We start from the raw sequence: 14,882 nt of genomic DNA, 5'->3' as shown, positions 1-14,882 counted from the left end.
AATGGGTTCGCGGAGTCAGCCCAGCGTGTCGGCAATCGCGCGCAGGCCGCGCCAGGTGGCGCCCGCGCCCACGCGGTGGACGGGCACACCGAGCTGGGCCAGCGCCTGTTCGTAGCGGGCCGTGAGCGCTTCGGCGCCCATGACCACCACGGGCTCGCCGCGCGGCAGCGTTTGCGACTTGAGTTCTTCGCCTATGACCAGGCCCGAGAGGTAGCTGGGCAGGGCTGCGGTATCCATGCGGTTGAACAGCGACAGCGTGCGCGTGCTGAAAGCCGTGTTCAGCAGGCCGGGGCCGGCCAGCGCATGGGCCACGCCCCGGTCAAAGGCGGCGCTGTCCAGCGCGGGTTCGTCCTCCGGCAGCATGCGCGCGAGTATGGAATGGCGGCGCAGCAGGGCATACAGCTCGCCGGTCATCCAGGTCGAAAAATCCTTCACCTTGCGGTCCGTCACGCTCACCCATTTGCTGTGCGTGCCGGGCAGCACCAGCCGGGCATGGTTGAGGCCCAGCAACTGCAGGGCGCCGAAGACCTGCGTTTCCTCGCCGCGCATCACGTCGGGCACGCCGGCCTTGTCAATGCTCAGGCCGGGCACGATGGCGATGCGGCCCGGCTCCACCCACTCAAGCGCGGCGGCAATCGCGTCAAAGCCCGCGGGGCAGGCGCAGTAGGGCGCTTCGCGCCAGCCCTGCTTGCTGCCGGCCATGCCGGAGATCAGGCACAGCGTGCCGGGCGTCATCCAGTCGCCGAAGCAGCCTTGAAAAACCTCGGGAAAACTGCCGGCCTCCACTGTCAGGATGCCGCGCGGGAAGGCGCGTTCTTCCAGCGCCGCGCCATCCGCGCCCAGCAGCGCGCCGCGCAGCGACGAGCTGCCCCAGTCGACGGCCAGCAGGCGGCTCACAGCAGGGCCCTGACCTGTTCGGGGCGCGGCAGCGGCGCCACGGCGCCATAGCCCTGCACCGTGAGGGCGGCCGCCGCATTGGCGTAGCGTGTGGCGTCGAACACCGTGTCGCCCTGGGCGATGCGTGCCAGCAGGTTGCCGCAAAAGCAGTCGCCCGCGCCGGTGGCATCCACCAGCTTGACGCGGTGCACGGGCACGCGTTCGCGCCGCGTGCCGTCGCTGACCAGCGCGCCCTCGCCGCCCAGCTTGAGCACCACGGTTTTGGCGCCCAGGCCGTGGCCCCAGTCCACCACCTGGTCGGGGTCCGTCATGCCGTTGAGGGTGGTGATGTCTTCCAGGCTGGGCAGGAAGATGTCGCACAGCGACACGGCGTGGCGGGTGCATGCCAGCGCGCGGTCCAGCGGCCAGAGCTTGAGCCGCAGGTTGGAGTCAAACGAGACAAGCGTGCCGGCCTCTTTGGCGATCTTCATCGCGGCGAAGGCCGTGTCGCAGGCGCTTGCGGAAATCGCCAGCGAGATGCCCGAGACATGCAGCACCCTGGCCTGGCGCACCGCCTCGGCCGCGCCGGCCTCCCGCAGCCAGGCCGGTGTCATGCGGCTGGCGGCGGAGCCCGCGCGCAGGTAGCTGAACTCATGCCCCTTGGGGCCGTGGGTGACGAAGTAAAGGCCGGTGCTGGCCTCGCTGTCCTGCTGGACGGCTTGCGTGGAGACGTTTTCGGCGGCCCACAAGGCCATCAGCGACTGGCCGAAAGTGTCGCCGCCCAGGCGGGTCAGGTAGGCGGTGCTGGCGCCGGCGCGCGCGGCGGCGATCACGGCATTGCTGGTGTCGCCGCCAAAGCCCTGCAGGTAGTTGGGCTGGCCGGCGCTGGTCTGGTTGAACTCCACCATGGCTTCGCCGAGCGCGACGACATCGAATTTTCTGGCTTGCATTGGGTTTCCTGGCTTCTTGCGCCGTCTTCGGGCATCCCGGCGCGGGGCTTTTCAGGGAAGAAAAACCGGGAAAAGCAGGCCGCGCCTCAAACCACTATGGTACCCGCCGCCTGCGCGCGGCCCGGTACCCGCCTTGTACCCGGCTCAGTGGTTATCGCGCGGCACAAAAGCGCCGCGCTTGCCGACCAGGAAATCCAGGTCCACGCCTTCATCGGCCTGCAGCACATGGTCGATGTAGAGCTTCCAGTAGCCCGAATTCAGCGGTGGCTGGGGCGGCGTCCAGCCGGCCATGCGTTTTGCCAGCTCCTCGTCGCTCACATGCAGGTGCAGGCGGCGATTCGGCACGTCGAGCTCGATGATGTCGCCGTTCTGCACCAGGGCTAGCGGGCCGCCGGCGGCGGCTTCGGGCGCGGTGTGCAGCACCACGGTGCCGTAGGCCGTGCCGCTCATGCGCGCATCGCTGATGCGCACCATGTCGGTAATGCCCTTGCGCAGCACCTTGGGCGGCAGCGGCATGTTGCCGACCTCGGCCATGCCGGGATAGCCCTTGGGCCCGCAGTTCTTGAGCACCATCACGCAGTTTTCATCGATGTCCAGATTCTCGTCGTCAATGCGCGCGTGGAAGTCTTCAATGGTTTCAAACACCACGGCCCGGCCCTTGTGCACCATGAGCGCGGGCGTAGCCGCGCTGGGCTTGATGACGGCGCCGCGCGGCGACAGGTTGCCGCGCAGCACGGCGATGCCGGCCTTGTCCTTGAAGGGCGCGGACAGCGGCTTGATCACCTCGGTGTTGAAGTTTTCCGCGTCGGCGATGTTTTCACCAATGGTCTTGCCGTTGGCGGTGATGGCGCCGGTATGCAGGTGCTGCGCGATTTCCTTCATGACCACCGGCAGGCCGCCGGCGTAGCAGAAGTCTTCCATCAGGTATTTTCCCGAGGGCTGCAGGTTGACCAGGCAGGGCAGCTCGCTGGCGAGACGGTCGAAGTCGTCCACCGTGAGCTCCACGCCTATGCGCCTGGCGATCGCGATCAGGTGGATGACCGCGTTGGTCGAGCCGCCAATCGCCGCCAATGTCTTGATGGCGTTTTCAAACGCCTGGCGCGTGAGGATTTTCGACAGCGTGAGGTCTTCATGCACCATCTCGACGGCGCGGCGGCCGGCCATGCGGGCCAGCACATTGCGCCTGCCGTCGACCGCGGGGTAGGCGGCGTTGCCCGGCAGGCCTATGCCCAGCGCTTCGACCATGCTGGCCATGGTCGAGGCCGTGCCCATGGTCATGCAGTGGCCGTGGCTGCGGTGCATGCAGCTCTCGGCTTCGAAAAATTCCTGGAGTTTCAGGGTGCCGGCGCGCACCTGCTCGCTCATGCTCCAGACGCCGGTGCCCGAGCCCAGCTCCTGGCCGCGCCATTTGCCGCTCAGCATGGGGCCGCCGCTGACGCCCACCGTGGGCAGGTCCACGCTGGAGGCGCCCATGACGAGGGCGGGGGTGGTCTTGTCGCAGCCCATCAGCAGCACCACGCCGTCGATCGGGTTGCCGCGTATGCTTTCTTCCACGTCCATGCTGGCCAGGTTGCGGTACAGCATGGCGGTGGGGCGCAGCAGGGTTTCACCCAGCGACATCACCGGGAACTCGAGCGGGAAGCCGCCGGCCTCGTAGACGCCTATCTTGACCTGCTCGGCAATCGTGCGGAAATGCGAGTTGCAGGGCGTCAGTTCGCTGAAGGTGTTGCAGATGCCGATGACCGGCCGGCCGTCGAACTGGTCGTGCGGAACGCCCTTGCCCTTGACCCAGCTGCGGTAGGCAAAGCCGTCGCGGTCCTGGCGGCCGAACCACTGCTGGCTGCGGAGTTCGTGGGCGGGTTTTTTCTTGGGTGGTGTGCTCATGCGGGAAAGTCCTTAATTCGTCAAACATATTATCGTCATACCATTGACCTGACTATCTTAGTGAAAACCATGACCGCAGGAGCCCGCCCCGTGTCCGTCCCGTCCAGCCGCCCGCACATCCTCACCGTCGCCAAGCTCCCGCCCTTCCTGATGGAGCCGCTGCAGGCGGCTTATGAGGTCCATGACAGGCTGCATGAGAGCGATCCCGCGGCCTTTGCCAAGGTCGCGCCGCTGGTGCGCGGCATCGCCGGGGGTGGGGAGTCCAAGGTTCCGCGCTCGTTGATGGACCAGTTGCCCGCGCTGGAAATCGTTTCCATCATGGGGGTGGGTTATGACGGCGTGGACGTCGCCGCCGCGCTGCAGCGGCGCGTTCCGGTTACCCACACGCCCGGCGTGCTCAACGACGAGGTGGCGGACCTGGCCATTGGCCTGATGCTGTCGGTGGCGCGGCGCATCCCGCTGGCGGACCGTTATGTGCGTGCCGGGCGCTGGGCCAAGGAAGGGCCCATGCCGCTGGCGCGCAAGGTCTCGGGCGCGCGCCTGGGCATCGTCGGCCTGGGCCGCATAGGCCAGGCCATCGCGAGCCGGGCCGAGGCCTTCGGCATGTCGATTGCGTACACCGGCCGCAGCGCCAAGGCGGAACTCGCTTACACCTTTTACCCCACGGCACAGGCGCTGGCCGCGCAGGTGGATTTCCTCATCGTGATCACGCCGGGCGGCGCCGGCACGCACCACCTGATCAATGCCGAAGTGCTCAAGGCCCTGGGGCCTGAGGGCTACCTGATCAATGTGGCGCGCGGTTCGGTGGTCGACGAGGCGGCTTTGGTTGATGCGCTGCAGCGGGGCGTGATCGCCGGCGCGGCGCTCGATGTGTTCGAAAAAGAGCCGCACCCCAGCGAGGCGCTCTGGTCCATGGAGAACGTGGTGCTGACGCCGCACATGGCCAGCGGCACGGTGCAGACGCGCCACGCCATGGCCAAACTGGCTGTCGACAACCTGCGCGCGCATTTTGCCGGGCAAGCCCTCTTTACCCCGGTGCCGGAATGGCATTGAATCCATCCTGGGCTTGGTTCCGGGGCAGGAATGCTCCGGGTTTTCCATAAAAGACCAGGGGGTTAATCATCATATGATAACAATGCGTCCAAGAGCGCATGGCGACGAGTTTTTGCAGTTCAACAACCCACCCGCAGAGGAGACAAGACAAATGAGACTCAAGACAATCCTGGCCGCCGCGATGGTCGCGGCCGGCCTCATATCGGCGGGGCAGGCCTCCGCCCAGGAAAAGCTCACCGTCTGGTGGGTCAAGGGCTTTTACAAAGCCGAAGACGATGCGCTCTTCGCCGCGATCAAGAAGTACGAGGAAAAACACAAGGGCGTGAAGGTCGAGCTTTCGCAGTACCCGGTGCAGGACATGATCCCGAAAACCGTCGCGGCGCTCGACTCCGGCAGCCCGCCCGACGTGGCCTATGCCGACGTCTATGACTTCCAGGTCGCCGGCAAGTGGGCCTTCGACGGCAAGCTTGAAGACATCAGCAGCGTGATCAACCCCATGCGCGCGCGTTTTGCGCCCAACACGGTGGAGACCGCCTTCCTCTACAACGACGCCACCAAGACCCGGGCCTATTACGCCTTCCCGATGAAGCAGCAGACCATGCACATCGAGTACTGGGTGGACATGCTCAATGAGGCCGGCTTCAAGGAATCCGACATTCCCACGGCCTGGAAGGACTACTGGTCCTTCTGGTGCGACAAGGTGCAGCCCGCGCACCGCCAGAAAACCGGCAACCGTACTTTCGGCATAGGCCAGCCGCTGGGCGTGGATTCCAGCGACTCCTTCTATTCCTTCCTGACCTTTATGGACGCCTACAACGTCAAGCTGGTGAGCGATAGCGGCAAGCTGCTGGTCGACGATCCGCAGGTGCGTGCGGGCCTGATCAGCGCACTGACGGACTACACCCAGCCCTACGCCAAGGGCTGCACGCCGCCTTCGTCCACCAGCTGGAAGGACCCGGACAACAACGTCGCCTTCCACAACAAGACCACCATCCTGACCCATAACGCGACGATCTCCATCGCCGCGAAATGGCTGGACGACATGAACAACGCGTCGCTCAAGCCGGAGGACCGCGAGACCGCGAAAAAGAACTACACCGAGCGCATTCGCACGGCGGGCTTCCCGAACAAGCCCGACGGCAGCAAGATGGTGTACCGCGCCGCTGTCAAGGTGGGTGTGGTGTTCAACCAGGCCAAGAACAAGGCCCGCGCCAAGGAGTTCGTGTCCTTCCTGATGCAGGAAGAGAACCTCACGCCTTATGTGGAAGGCTCGCTGGGCCGCTGGTTCCCGGTGACCAAGACCGCGCAGCAGCGTCCGTTCTGGAAAGCCGACGCGCACAGGCTGTCGGTCTACAACCAGTTCACCGCCGGAACCGTCAACTTCGAGTTCACCAAGAACTACAAGTTCACCATCCTGAACAACGAGAACGTCTGGGCCAAGGCGGCCAACCGCGTGATCAATGAAAAGATGCCGGTGGACAAGGCCGTTGACGAAATGATCGCCCGCATCAAGACCGTGGCGAACTGAGCGCTGACCGACTGAAGAAAGCCGCGCCGCCCGCCCCGATTTCCGGGGTGGCGGCGCGCGTCAACAAAGCAAAGCATGAGCACTGCAACCATCCAACAGGCCGCCCCTTCGGTGCGCGCCGAGCGCGCCGCCATGACTTCGTGGGAGAAGTGGGGACTCGCGCTGGTCGTTCCCTACCTGCTGATCTTCCTGGTTTTCGTGATCTACCCCGTGGGCTACGGCCTGTGGCTGGCACGCCATCCGGACAGCTATGTCAGGCTGTTTGCCGACCCGATCTTTTTCCGCTCGCTGATCAACACGGTGGTGTTCATCGTCGTGGCGGTGAACCTCAAGATGGTGGTGGCGCTGTTCCTGTCGGGATTTTTCCTGAACACACGCTGGTGGATCAAGGCGCTGTCGGTGATTTTTATCCTGCCCTGGGCCGTGCCCTCGATCCCGACCATTCTGTCGATGCGCTTCATGCTCAACCCCGAGTGGGGCGTCATCAACACCCTGATTTTCAAGGCCACGGGCATAGACGGCCCCAACTGGCTCAATGACCCGACGCTGGCGCTGTCTTTCTCTATGCTGGCGCACATCTGGAAGTCCTTGCCCTTCTGGACGCTGATCCTGCTGGCAGGACGCATGGCCATACCGGCCGAGCAGTATGAAGCGGCCTCGGTGGACGGCGCCACGGTCTGGCAGAAATTCCGCTTCATCACCTGGCCGTCCATGCGCTCGCTGTACCTGACCTCGACCATCCTGTCCATGATCTGGACGCTGGGCGACTTCAACAGCGTCTACCTGCTGACAGGCGGCGGGCCGGCCGACCTCACGCACGTGCTGGCCACGCTGGGCATCCGCTACCTGCGCCTGGACCAGGTCGACCTGTCCCTGGCCTCCATCGTCGTGGCCCTGCCCCTGGTGCTGCCGCTGGTGTATTTCATGATGAAAAGGTTGTCCAAATGAGCCGCGTCACACTGCGTTCAGTCACCCGGGAGGCCAGGCTGCTGCTGGTCGGCATCCCGGTCTTGCTGTGGACGCTGATCCCGATCTACCACATGGTGCTGTTCGCGATCTCGCCGCGCAACGAAGCCACGACGGGGCGGCTCTGGCCCAAAAAACCCACACTGGACAATTTCGAGACGGTGTTCTGGCAAAAGCATTTTTACCTCGACCACTTCTGGGTGCAACTGGGCAACTCGCTGGTGATCGCGCTGTCGGTGGGGGTGCTGACACTGGTGGTTTCCACCACCGCGGCCTTTGCCATCAGCCGGCTCAAGGTGCGCGGCGGCCGCACGGTGATGAACATGGCGCTGTTCACCTACTTCATCCCCGCCGCGTTCCTGGCCGTTCCCATGTACAAGACCATGGGCAACTACGGCATGCTGAACCACCAGTGGTCGCTGATCCTGGCCATGGTGACCATCGCTTCGCCCTATTGCATCTGGGTGCTCAAGCAGGCCTCCGACAAGCTGCCTTACGAGCTTGATGAGGCAGCCCGCATGGACGGCGCCACGGCCATGCAGCTGTTCCGGCTGGTCTACCTGCCGCTGATGGTGCCCTCGCTGGTGGCGGTCGGCACCTATGCGCTGCTGCTGGCCTGGAACGAATACCTCTACGCCTTCCTGCTGCTGTCCAGGGACACCAGCGTGACGCTGGCGGTGGCACTGGGCAATTTCCTCGCCGCCGACGACTCGCCGTGGGAACTGCTGATGGCCACCGGCCTGATTTACGCGCTGCCTCCGGCGGCAATTTATTACGCTTTCAAACGCTATATGGTGTCGGGCCTCACAGCCGGTGCCGTGAAGAGCTGACCCGGGAAATACCACATGGCTTCTGTATCGTTTCGCAATATTGAAAAGGCCTTCGGCAAGGTCAAGATCATTCACGGCATCAGCTTTGACATCTCCGACGGCGAATTTGTCGTGCTGGTGGGGCCCTCGGGTTGCGGCAAGTCCACGCTGCTGCGCATGCTGGCCGGGCTGGAGGAAATCAGCGGTGGCGAGATGTCGATCGACGGCAAGGTCATCAACGAACTCGACTCCAAGGACCGCGACATCGCGATGGTGTTCCAGAGCTATGCGCTTTATCCGCACATGACGGTGCGCGACAACATGGCTTTCAGCCTGAAGCTGCGCAAGGCCGATGCCGAACTCACCAACAAGCGCGTGGGCGACGCCGCCCGCATCCTGAACCTGGACCCTCTACTGGACCGCTTCCCGCGTGAGCTCTCGGGCGGGCAGCGCCAGCGCGTGGCCATGGGGCGGGCCATCGTGCGCGACCCCAAGGTCTTCCTGTTCGACGAGCCGCTGTCCAACCTGGACGCCAAGCTGCGCGTGGCCATGCGCGCCGAAATCAAGGCCCTGCACCAGCGCCTGAAAACCACCACGGTCTACGTCACGCACGACCAGATCGAGGCCATGACCATGGCCGACCGCATCGTGGTCATGCACGACGGCATCATCGAGCAGATAGGCACGCCGCTGGAGCTGTTTGACCGGCCCGGCAACCTGTTTGTCGCGCAATTCATAGGTTCGCCCGCCATGAACGTCCTCAAGGGCGTTTTGCGCAAGGAGGGCGGCCGTGCCTGGGTTGAAGCCGAGGGCCACCAGTGGCCCATAGGCCAGATTGCCCAGGCGCAGGACGGCCAGCCCGTGCACTACGGCGTGCGGCCCGGCGATCTGTCGCTGTCCGCCACGGGGCAGGGCATTCCGGCCAAGGTCATTGTGGTCGAGCCCACCGGCGCCGAGACCGAGTTGCTGCTCGAGGTGGGGGGCGCCAAGGTCATCGTGGTGATGCATGGCCGCACGGCGGTGCGCCCCGACGACATCGTGCACCTGGACATCGCGGCCGGCAAGACCCATGTGTTTGACGATGCCAGCGGCGTTCGCCTGGATTGAGTCCATCCATGGTTGTGAACTCTTTCAGGCTTGACGGGCGCCTTGCGCTGGTGACCGGCTCTTCGGGCGGCATCGGTTTCGCGTTGGCGCGCGGCCTGGGGCAGGCGGGAGCCACCCTGGTGCTCAACGGCCGCGATGGCGCCAAGCTGGAGCGCGCAGCCGGCGTGCTGCGCGAGGAGGGCCTCACCGTCCACACACGCGGTTTTGATGTCACCGATGCCGCTTCGGTGCAGGCGGCGGTGGAGGACATCGAAGGCACGCTGGGCGGCATAGACATCCTCGTCAACAACGCCGGCATGCAAAAGCGCATGGCCCTGCAGGATTTCCCCGCGCAGGACTGGCATGAGCTGATGCGTACCAATGTCGACAGCGTCTTTTTTGTCGGGCAGGCGGTCGCCCGGAAAATGATCACGCGCGGCAAGGGCAAGATCATCAACATCTGCTCGGTGCAGAGCGAGTTGGGGCGTCCCAACATCGCGCCCTATATGGCCAGCAAGGGCGCGGTCAAGATGCTGACCAAGGGCATGGCGATCGACTGGGGGCCCTACGGCATCCAGGTCAACGGCCTCGGGCCCGGCTACTTCAAGACCGAACTCACGGAAAAACTGGTGGTCGACGAACAGTTCAGCGCCTGGCTCACGGGGCGCACGCCCAGCAGGCGCTGGGGCGAGGTGGCCGAGCTGGCCGGCGCGGCCGTGTTTCTGGCCAGCGATGCCTCCAGCTTTGTCAATGGCCATGTTTTATATGTCGACGGCGGGGTGACGGCGACTTTGTGACGCCGCCGTCCCGCGCAACCAGGGAGAAACATCATGCGTGGACTTGTCTGTCATGCGCCCTTAGACCTGCGCCTTGACGCGCTGGATACCGAAACCCTGGGCCCGCAGCAGCTGCGTGTGCGGGTGGCCTACGGCGGCATTTGCGGCTCCGACCTGCATTATTTTCAGCACGGCGGCTTCGGCACGGTGCGTATCAAGGAGCCCATGGTGCTGGGCCATGAGGTGTCGGGCGTGGTCGAGGCCGTGGGCAGCGAGGTCAGCGGCCTGCGCGCCGGCCAGCGCATCGCGATTTCGCCCTCGCGGCCTTGCGGCGCCTGCCGCTTCTGCCAGCAGGGCCTGCACAACCACTGCATGGACATGCGGTTTTACGGCAGCGCGATGCGCTTTCCGCACATCCAGGGCGCTTTCCGCGAAACCCTGGTTATCGAGGCCGCCCAGGCGCATCCCGTGGCCGACGACCTGCCGCTGTCCGAGGCCGCGTTGGCCGAGCCTTTGTCGGTGGGCCTGCACGCGATTTCGCGGGCCGGCTCGGTGTTCGGCAAACAGGTGCTGGTCACCGGCTGCGGCCCCATAGGCGCCTTGCTGATCGCCGGCCTGCGCCGCGCGGGCGCGGCCCGCATCGTGGCGGCCGATATCGCCGAGCTTCCCCTGGCCTGCGCCAAAAAAATGGGCGCCGACCAGACCATCAACCTGGCCCAGGAGCCGGACGGCCTGGCGGCCTTTGCCGCCGGCAAGGGGCAGTTCGACGTGATGTTCGAGGCCTCGGGCAATGAAAAAGCCCTGGTCGCCGGCCTGGATGTGGTGGCGCCGCGCGGCGTCATCGTGACGGTGGGCCTGGGCGGCCATGTCTCGCTGCCGCTCAACACCCTGGTCGCCAAGGAGCTGGAGCTGCGCGGCACCTTCCGCTTTCACCCCGAATTCGCCGTGGCGGTGGCTTTCCTGAACCAGCGCCTGATAGACGGCCGGCCCGTCATCACCGACATCGTCGCCTTCGAGCAGGCCACGCATGCCTTTACACTCGCCGGCGACAAGCGCCAATCCATGAAGGTGCAGATCGCCTTTGGCGGCGAAACTTCATGAGGCGCCCGCTTTTCACAGCCATTCACCGGAGTCCTTTGTGACCGTTTTTTCCAAAGTCATTCTTTACACCGATACCGACGGCCGGGCCAGATTCCGCGAAGAGGCCGTCCCGCTGGGTGAAGGTTCACCGCAGGCCATGCTGTCCGAAGTGTTCGCTTCGGGCGGCTACCAGTTGCGCCACAGCCCTTTGGGCTTTCGCAGCCAGTTCCATTGCACGCCGAATCCGCAGTGGGTGTTCATCCTGGGCGGCGAGATGGAAATCGGCCTGCAGGGCGGGGTCTCGCGCATCTTCAAGCCGGGCCAGCATTTCTACTCGGCCGACGTGCTGCCGGCCGGCGCCACCTTCGACCCGGCCCTGCACGGCCACTGGAGCCGCCAGGTGGGGCCGGACCCGCTGGTCACGCTGTTTGTGCGGGGCTGAAAGCACGCCATGGCCACCATGAAAAACGTCCACGGCAACACGGTAGACCATATCGGTGAAGCCATCGTCGCGGGCCGTTATGCCGCCGGCATGTCCATGCCGCCGGAGCCGGTGCTCTGCGAGGAACTGGGCGTGAGCCGCACGGTGGTGCGCGAAGCGGTCAAGTCGTTGATCGCCAAGGGCCTTGTCACCACCGGCCCCAAGGTCGGTACCCGCGTGCTGACCGAGGAGCACTGGAACTGGTTCGACCCCGACGTCATCGCCTGGAAGGCCAAGGCCGGCATCACACCCGAATTTTTGCGTGACTTGCTGGAGCTGCGGCGCCTGGTGGAGCCCGCCGCCGTGCGCATGGCCGCCGAGCGCGCCACCGCGCAAGAGATTGCCGAGATCGAGGACGCCTATGCCGGCATGAAGCGCGCCGTGGAAGGAGGCGGCGACTACGTCACCTACGACCTGCGTTTTCACCAGGGCCTGCTGCGCTCCGCGCACAACCGCATGCTGATCCAGATGAGCAAGGCGCTGAGTGCCTTGCTGCGCACCAGCTTTGAAATTTCCACCATCCGCAAGGACGGCCCCAAACGCTCTTTGCCGCTGCACCGGGCGGTGCTGGACGCGGTGATCGCCCGCAACCCGGCCAAGGCCGAAAAAGCGATTCTGGTGCTGATCGACGGCGCGCACGAGGACATCGAGCTGGTGCTCGGCTCGCGGCGGCGTTTGCCGAAACTGAGCAATCCGGCCAAGCAGCTTAAAGCGGCGGCCTGAGACGCTCACAAAACCCTCCTGGCGTTGTTGCGCCGCCTTGCCGTGCTTGGTGCACTGTCTGCGGCGACACGCCTAGCCAGGACCGCTTCGCTGGGTTTTGTGAGCGTCTTTTCTTAGCGTCTTAGCGTCTTAGCGGCGCTGCATGTCGCCGGACAGGACCACGTGGTGTCCCTGGCGAACAGCCACTTCCTCGACCAGCGTGCGCGCGACGCTGTCCGCCGAAATGGACTGGTAGTTCAGCGGTATCACGCGGCTGAGGCGTTTTGAAAGATTGATCGCCAGTTCTTCACCGCCGCGCAAGGGCTGGCCCAGCGACTCCCGGTCGCCCGCCAGAAAAGACGGCCGCACCACCACCAGCGTGGAGAAGCCCAATTGCGAGAGCGCTTGCTCGGCTTCGCCTTTGACGCGGGTGTAAAAGAGCATGGAATGCGGGTCGGCGCCCATGGCGCTGACCAGGCCCAGGCGCGTGGCGCCGGCATCGCGGCCGGCACGGGCCACGGCCAGCACGGCGTCGAAATCCACCGCCCTGAAGGCCGCGCGGCTGCCTGCCGTCTTGATGGTGGTTCCCAGCGCGATGAAAACATCGTCCACCGGCGGGGCCTTGAAACCGGCAAAAGAATCGACCAGGTGCACGGCCAGCCGGCTGCCCTGCCGGGCCGGTGCGCGGCGGCCCACGCAGTGGACCGCCGAATAGCGCTTATCGGCCAGTAAAAGGTCCAGGACCGCCCGGCCGACGAGGCCCGTTGCCCCGGCCACCAGAGCCACCCGCGCCGCCGCCGGAGCGGTTGCCGCGGTAGTTGCCCCGGTTGCCGCCCGTGGGCTGGCCGGAGGAGGGGAAGCCTGAGGAGGCGTGGCTGGCGGGTTGGCGGTCGTCGAAGTCATTGCGTGGCTCCCTGGACTCGTTGCGGGGGGCGCGCGGCTGCTGCTCGTCGCGCTGGCGTGGCGCCTGGGCCTGCCGCGGCGGCTGGCCGTTCTGAGAATAACCTGAAGCCTGGCGTGGCTGGCCGGGGTTGGGGGTGCGCGGGCCGCGGCCGCTGCCATTGCCGCCACCACCGTTGCCACCGCCGGCGGGGCCGCGACTGCGGCCGCCACCGTTGTTGCCGCCGCCGTTGCCGCCGCGCGCGGGCTGGGCGCCCTTGCTGTCGCGGATGCGCTGCATCATCTCGGTGCGGGCAGCCTTGGCGGCGGCCTGCATCACTTCGCGGCTGGGCGGCTTGCCCAGGCCGCCCCAGATGGTCTGGCGGCCCATGGCCAGTGGCTCGGCGCGTTCGCCGGGCTCGGCTTCAAAACCGGGGACGATGATTTTTTCGATGCTCTGCTTGGTGAAGCGCTCGATGTCCTGCATGAAGCCTTCCTCATCGAGGCAGACCAGGCTGACGGCTTCGCCGCTGTTGCCCGCGCGGCCGGTGCGGCCAATACGGTGCACATAGTCTTCGCTGACGTTGGGGATTTCGTAGTTGACCACGTGCGGCAGCTCGTCGATGTCGATGCCGCGGGCGGCGATGTCGGTGGCCACCAGCGCGCGAATCGTGCCGCTCTTGAAGTCGGCCAGCGCCTGCGTGCGGGCGGTCTGGCTCTTGTTGCCGTGCAGCGCCATCGCGGGGATGCCGTGCTTGGTCAGGTGCTCGGCCACGTTGTTGGCGCCGAACTTGGTGCGCGTGAACACCAGCACCTGGCTCCAGTTGTGTTCGTTGATGATGTGGGTCAGCAGCGCTTTCTTCTTGCTGCGGCCCACGGGGTGTATGGTCTGCGTGATGCGCTGCACCGTGGTGTTGCGCGGCGTGACCTGGATGGATTCGGGGTTTTTGAGCAGGCCGTTGGCCAGTTCGCGGATTTCATCGCTGAAGGTCGCGCTGAACAGCAGCGACTGCTTTTGTTTGGGCACCAGGGCCAGCACCTTCTTGATGTCGTGGATGAAGCCCATGTCGAGCATGCGGTCGGCTTCGTCCAGCACCAGGATCTGCACCTGGCTCAGGTCCAGCGTGCCCTGGCTCGCGTGGTCCAGCAGGCGGCCGGGGGTGGCGACCAGGATGTCCACGCCGCGGCGCAGTTTTTCAATCTGGGCGCCCATGCCGACGCCACCGAACATCACCATGGAGGTGAGGTCGGTGTATTTGCCGTAGGTGCGCACGCTTTCCTCGACCTGGGCCGCGAGTTCGCGGGTGGGGGTCATGATCAGGGCGCGCACGGCGTTGACGCCGCGGCGGTTGGTCAGGCGCGCTTCGGTGGACAGGCGCTGCAGCAGGGGCAGCGTGAAAGCCGCGGTTTTGCCGGTGCCGGTCTGGGCGCCGCCCAGCAGGTCCACACCCTTGAGCACGGCGGGGATCGCCTGGGCCTGGATGGGGGTGGGGGTGTCGTAGCCCTGCTCGAGCACGGCCTTCAGAATGGCCGGGGCCAGGTTCAATTCTTCAAATGTCATGATGTGGCGCCGTGGGGCGCTTTGGATCGGCCTGTTGGGCGCCCTGTTGGAAGGCAACCCGCCAGTCAAAGGCAGATGGGGTCAGAAAGTCGGGCCGAAAACATCGAAATAGCCACTTGAAGCGGTACCCGGATGTGCCCAAATGTTGAAGGCAACTGGAGCCAGCAACCCCTGTATTGTCGCACAGCAACGATAATGGGGCATTCACGCAGAAAAACACGCCCCTTCAAAAGGCGTTGGCGCCCCGGCGC

Annotated in this window: 14 protein-coding genes; 9 read left to right on the top strand and 5 right to left on the bottom strand. The window is 65.4% G+C overall.

Translation table 11 applies throughout. The features are described 5' to 3' along the window. Positions 1–15 precede the first annotated feature (15 nt). From AC1D09_RS12630 to AC1D09_RS12620, 3 genes are all read right to left on the bottom strand, one after another. Entirely contained in the window at positions 16–897 is an 882-nt protein-coding gene (locus AC1D09_RS12630; RefSeq protein ID WP_477701077.1) for a 2-dehydro-3-deoxygalactonokinase, read from the bottom strand. Then, positions 894–1,826, bottom strand: a complete 933-nt coding sequence (locus tag AC1D09_RS12625; protein ID WP_477661840.1) for a sugar kinase — start codon at positions 1,824–1,826, stop codon at positions 894–896. The genes AC1D09_RS12630 and AC1D09_RS12625 overlap by 4 nt, the downstream gene beginning before the upstream one ends. A gap of 144 nt (positions 1,827–1,970) precedes the next feature. After that, a complete protein-coding gene (locus tag AC1D09_RS12620) occupies positions 1,971–3,710 on the bottom strand; it encodes an IlvD/Edd family dehydratase (protein ID WP_477661839.1) in 1,740 nt (579 codons plus the stop codon). Between the two features lie 90 nt (positions 3,711–3,800). Here AC1D09_RS12620 and AC1D09_RS12615 point away from each other — a divergent pair, with 90 nt between their 5' ends. From AC1D09_RS12615 to AC1D09_RS12575, 9 genes are all read left to right on the top strand, one after another. Then, complete coding sequence (locus AC1D09_RS12615; protein WP_477661838.1) at positions 3,801–4,763, top strand: 2-hydroxyacid dehydrogenase; 963 nt, start codon at positions 3,801–3,803, stop codon at positions 4,761–4,763. A gap of 151 nt (positions 4,764–4,914) precedes the next feature. Then, a complete protein-coding gene (locus AC1D09_RS12610) occupies positions 4,915–6,291 on the top strand; it encodes an ABC transporter substrate-binding protein (RefSeq protein ID WP_477661837.1) in 1,377 nt (458 codons plus the stop codon). A gap of 75 nt (positions 6,292–6,366) precedes the next feature. Beyond that, on the top strand, positions 6,367–7,239 hold the full coding sequence (locus AC1D09_RS12605; RefSeq protein ID WP_074577463.1) for a carbohydrate ABC transporter permease: 873 nt from the start codon (positions 6,367–6,369) through the stop codon (positions 7,237–7,239). After that, complete coding sequence (locus tag AC1D09_RS12600) at positions 7,236–8,087, top strand: carbohydrate ABC transporter permease (protein ID WP_074577461.1); 852 nt, start codon at positions 7,236–7,238, stop codon at positions 8,085–8,087. Before AC1D09_RS12605 ends, AC1D09_RS12600 begins: the two co-directional genes overlap by 4 nt. Positions 8,088–8,102: 15 nt before the next feature. After that, the gene (locus tag AC1D09_RS12595) at positions 8,103–9,173 is read left to right on the top strand and encodes an ABC transporter ATP-binding protein (RefSeq protein ID WP_477661835.1); all 1,071 of its coding nucleotides are present in this window, start codon (positions 8,103–8,105) and stop codon (positions 9,171–9,173) included. A gap of 8 nt (positions 9,174–9,181) precedes the next feature. Continuing rightward, the gene (locus tag AC1D09_RS12590) at positions 9,182–9,949 is read left to right on the top strand and encodes an SDR family oxidoreductase (protein ID WP_477661834.1); all 768 of its coding nucleotides are present in this window, start codon (positions 9,182–9,184) and stop codon (positions 9,947–9,949) included. A gap of 33 nt (positions 9,950–9,982) precedes the next feature. Further along, positions 9,983–11,029, top strand: a complete 1,047-nt coding sequence (locus AC1D09_RS12585) for an L-idonate 5-dehydrogenase (RefSeq protein WP_477661833.1) — start codon at positions 9,983–9,985, stop codon at positions 11,027–11,029. 37 nt (positions 11,030–11,066) lie between these two features. Then, positions 11,067–11,450, top strand: a complete 384-nt coding sequence (locus tag AC1D09_RS12580) for a cupin domain-containing protein (RefSeq protein WP_413326065.1) — start codon at positions 11,067–11,069, stop codon at positions 11,448–11,450. 9 nt (positions 11,451–11,459) lie between these two features. Beyond that, the gene (locus tag AC1D09_RS12575; RefSeq protein WP_477661832.1) at positions 11,460–12,212 is read left to right on the top strand and encodes a FadR/GntR family transcriptional regulator; all 753 of its coding nucleotides are present in this window, start codon (positions 11,460–11,462) and stop codon (positions 12,210–12,212) included. Positions 12,213–12,341: 129 nt separating this feature from the next. Here the strand turns inward: AC1D09_RS12575 and AC1D09_RS12570 are convergent, their stop codons facing one another. Together AC1D09_RS12570 and AC1D09_RS12565 are read right to left on the bottom strand one after the other, a co-directional pair. Then, positions 12,342–12,887: a Rossmann-fold NAD(P)-binding domain-containing protein gene (locus AC1D09_RS12570; protein ID WP_477661831.1), complete on the bottom strand. Its 546-nt coding sequence runs from the start codon at positions 12,885–12,887 to the stop codon at positions 12,342–12,344. Between the two features lie 22 nt (positions 12,888–12,909). After that, the gene (locus AC1D09_RS12565; protein ID WP_477661830.1) at positions 12,910–14,631 is read right to left on the bottom strand and encodes a DEAD/DEAH box helicase; all 1,722 of its coding nucleotides are present in this window, start codon (positions 14,629–14,631) and stop codon (positions 12,910–12,912) included. Positions 14,632–14,882: the final 251 nt, after the last annotated feature.

The organism is Polaromonas sp. P1_A2 (assembly GCF_056406895.1).
Note: the sequence above shows the minus strand (reverse complement) of the source record. Positions and strands in the feature narration are given on the sequence as shown.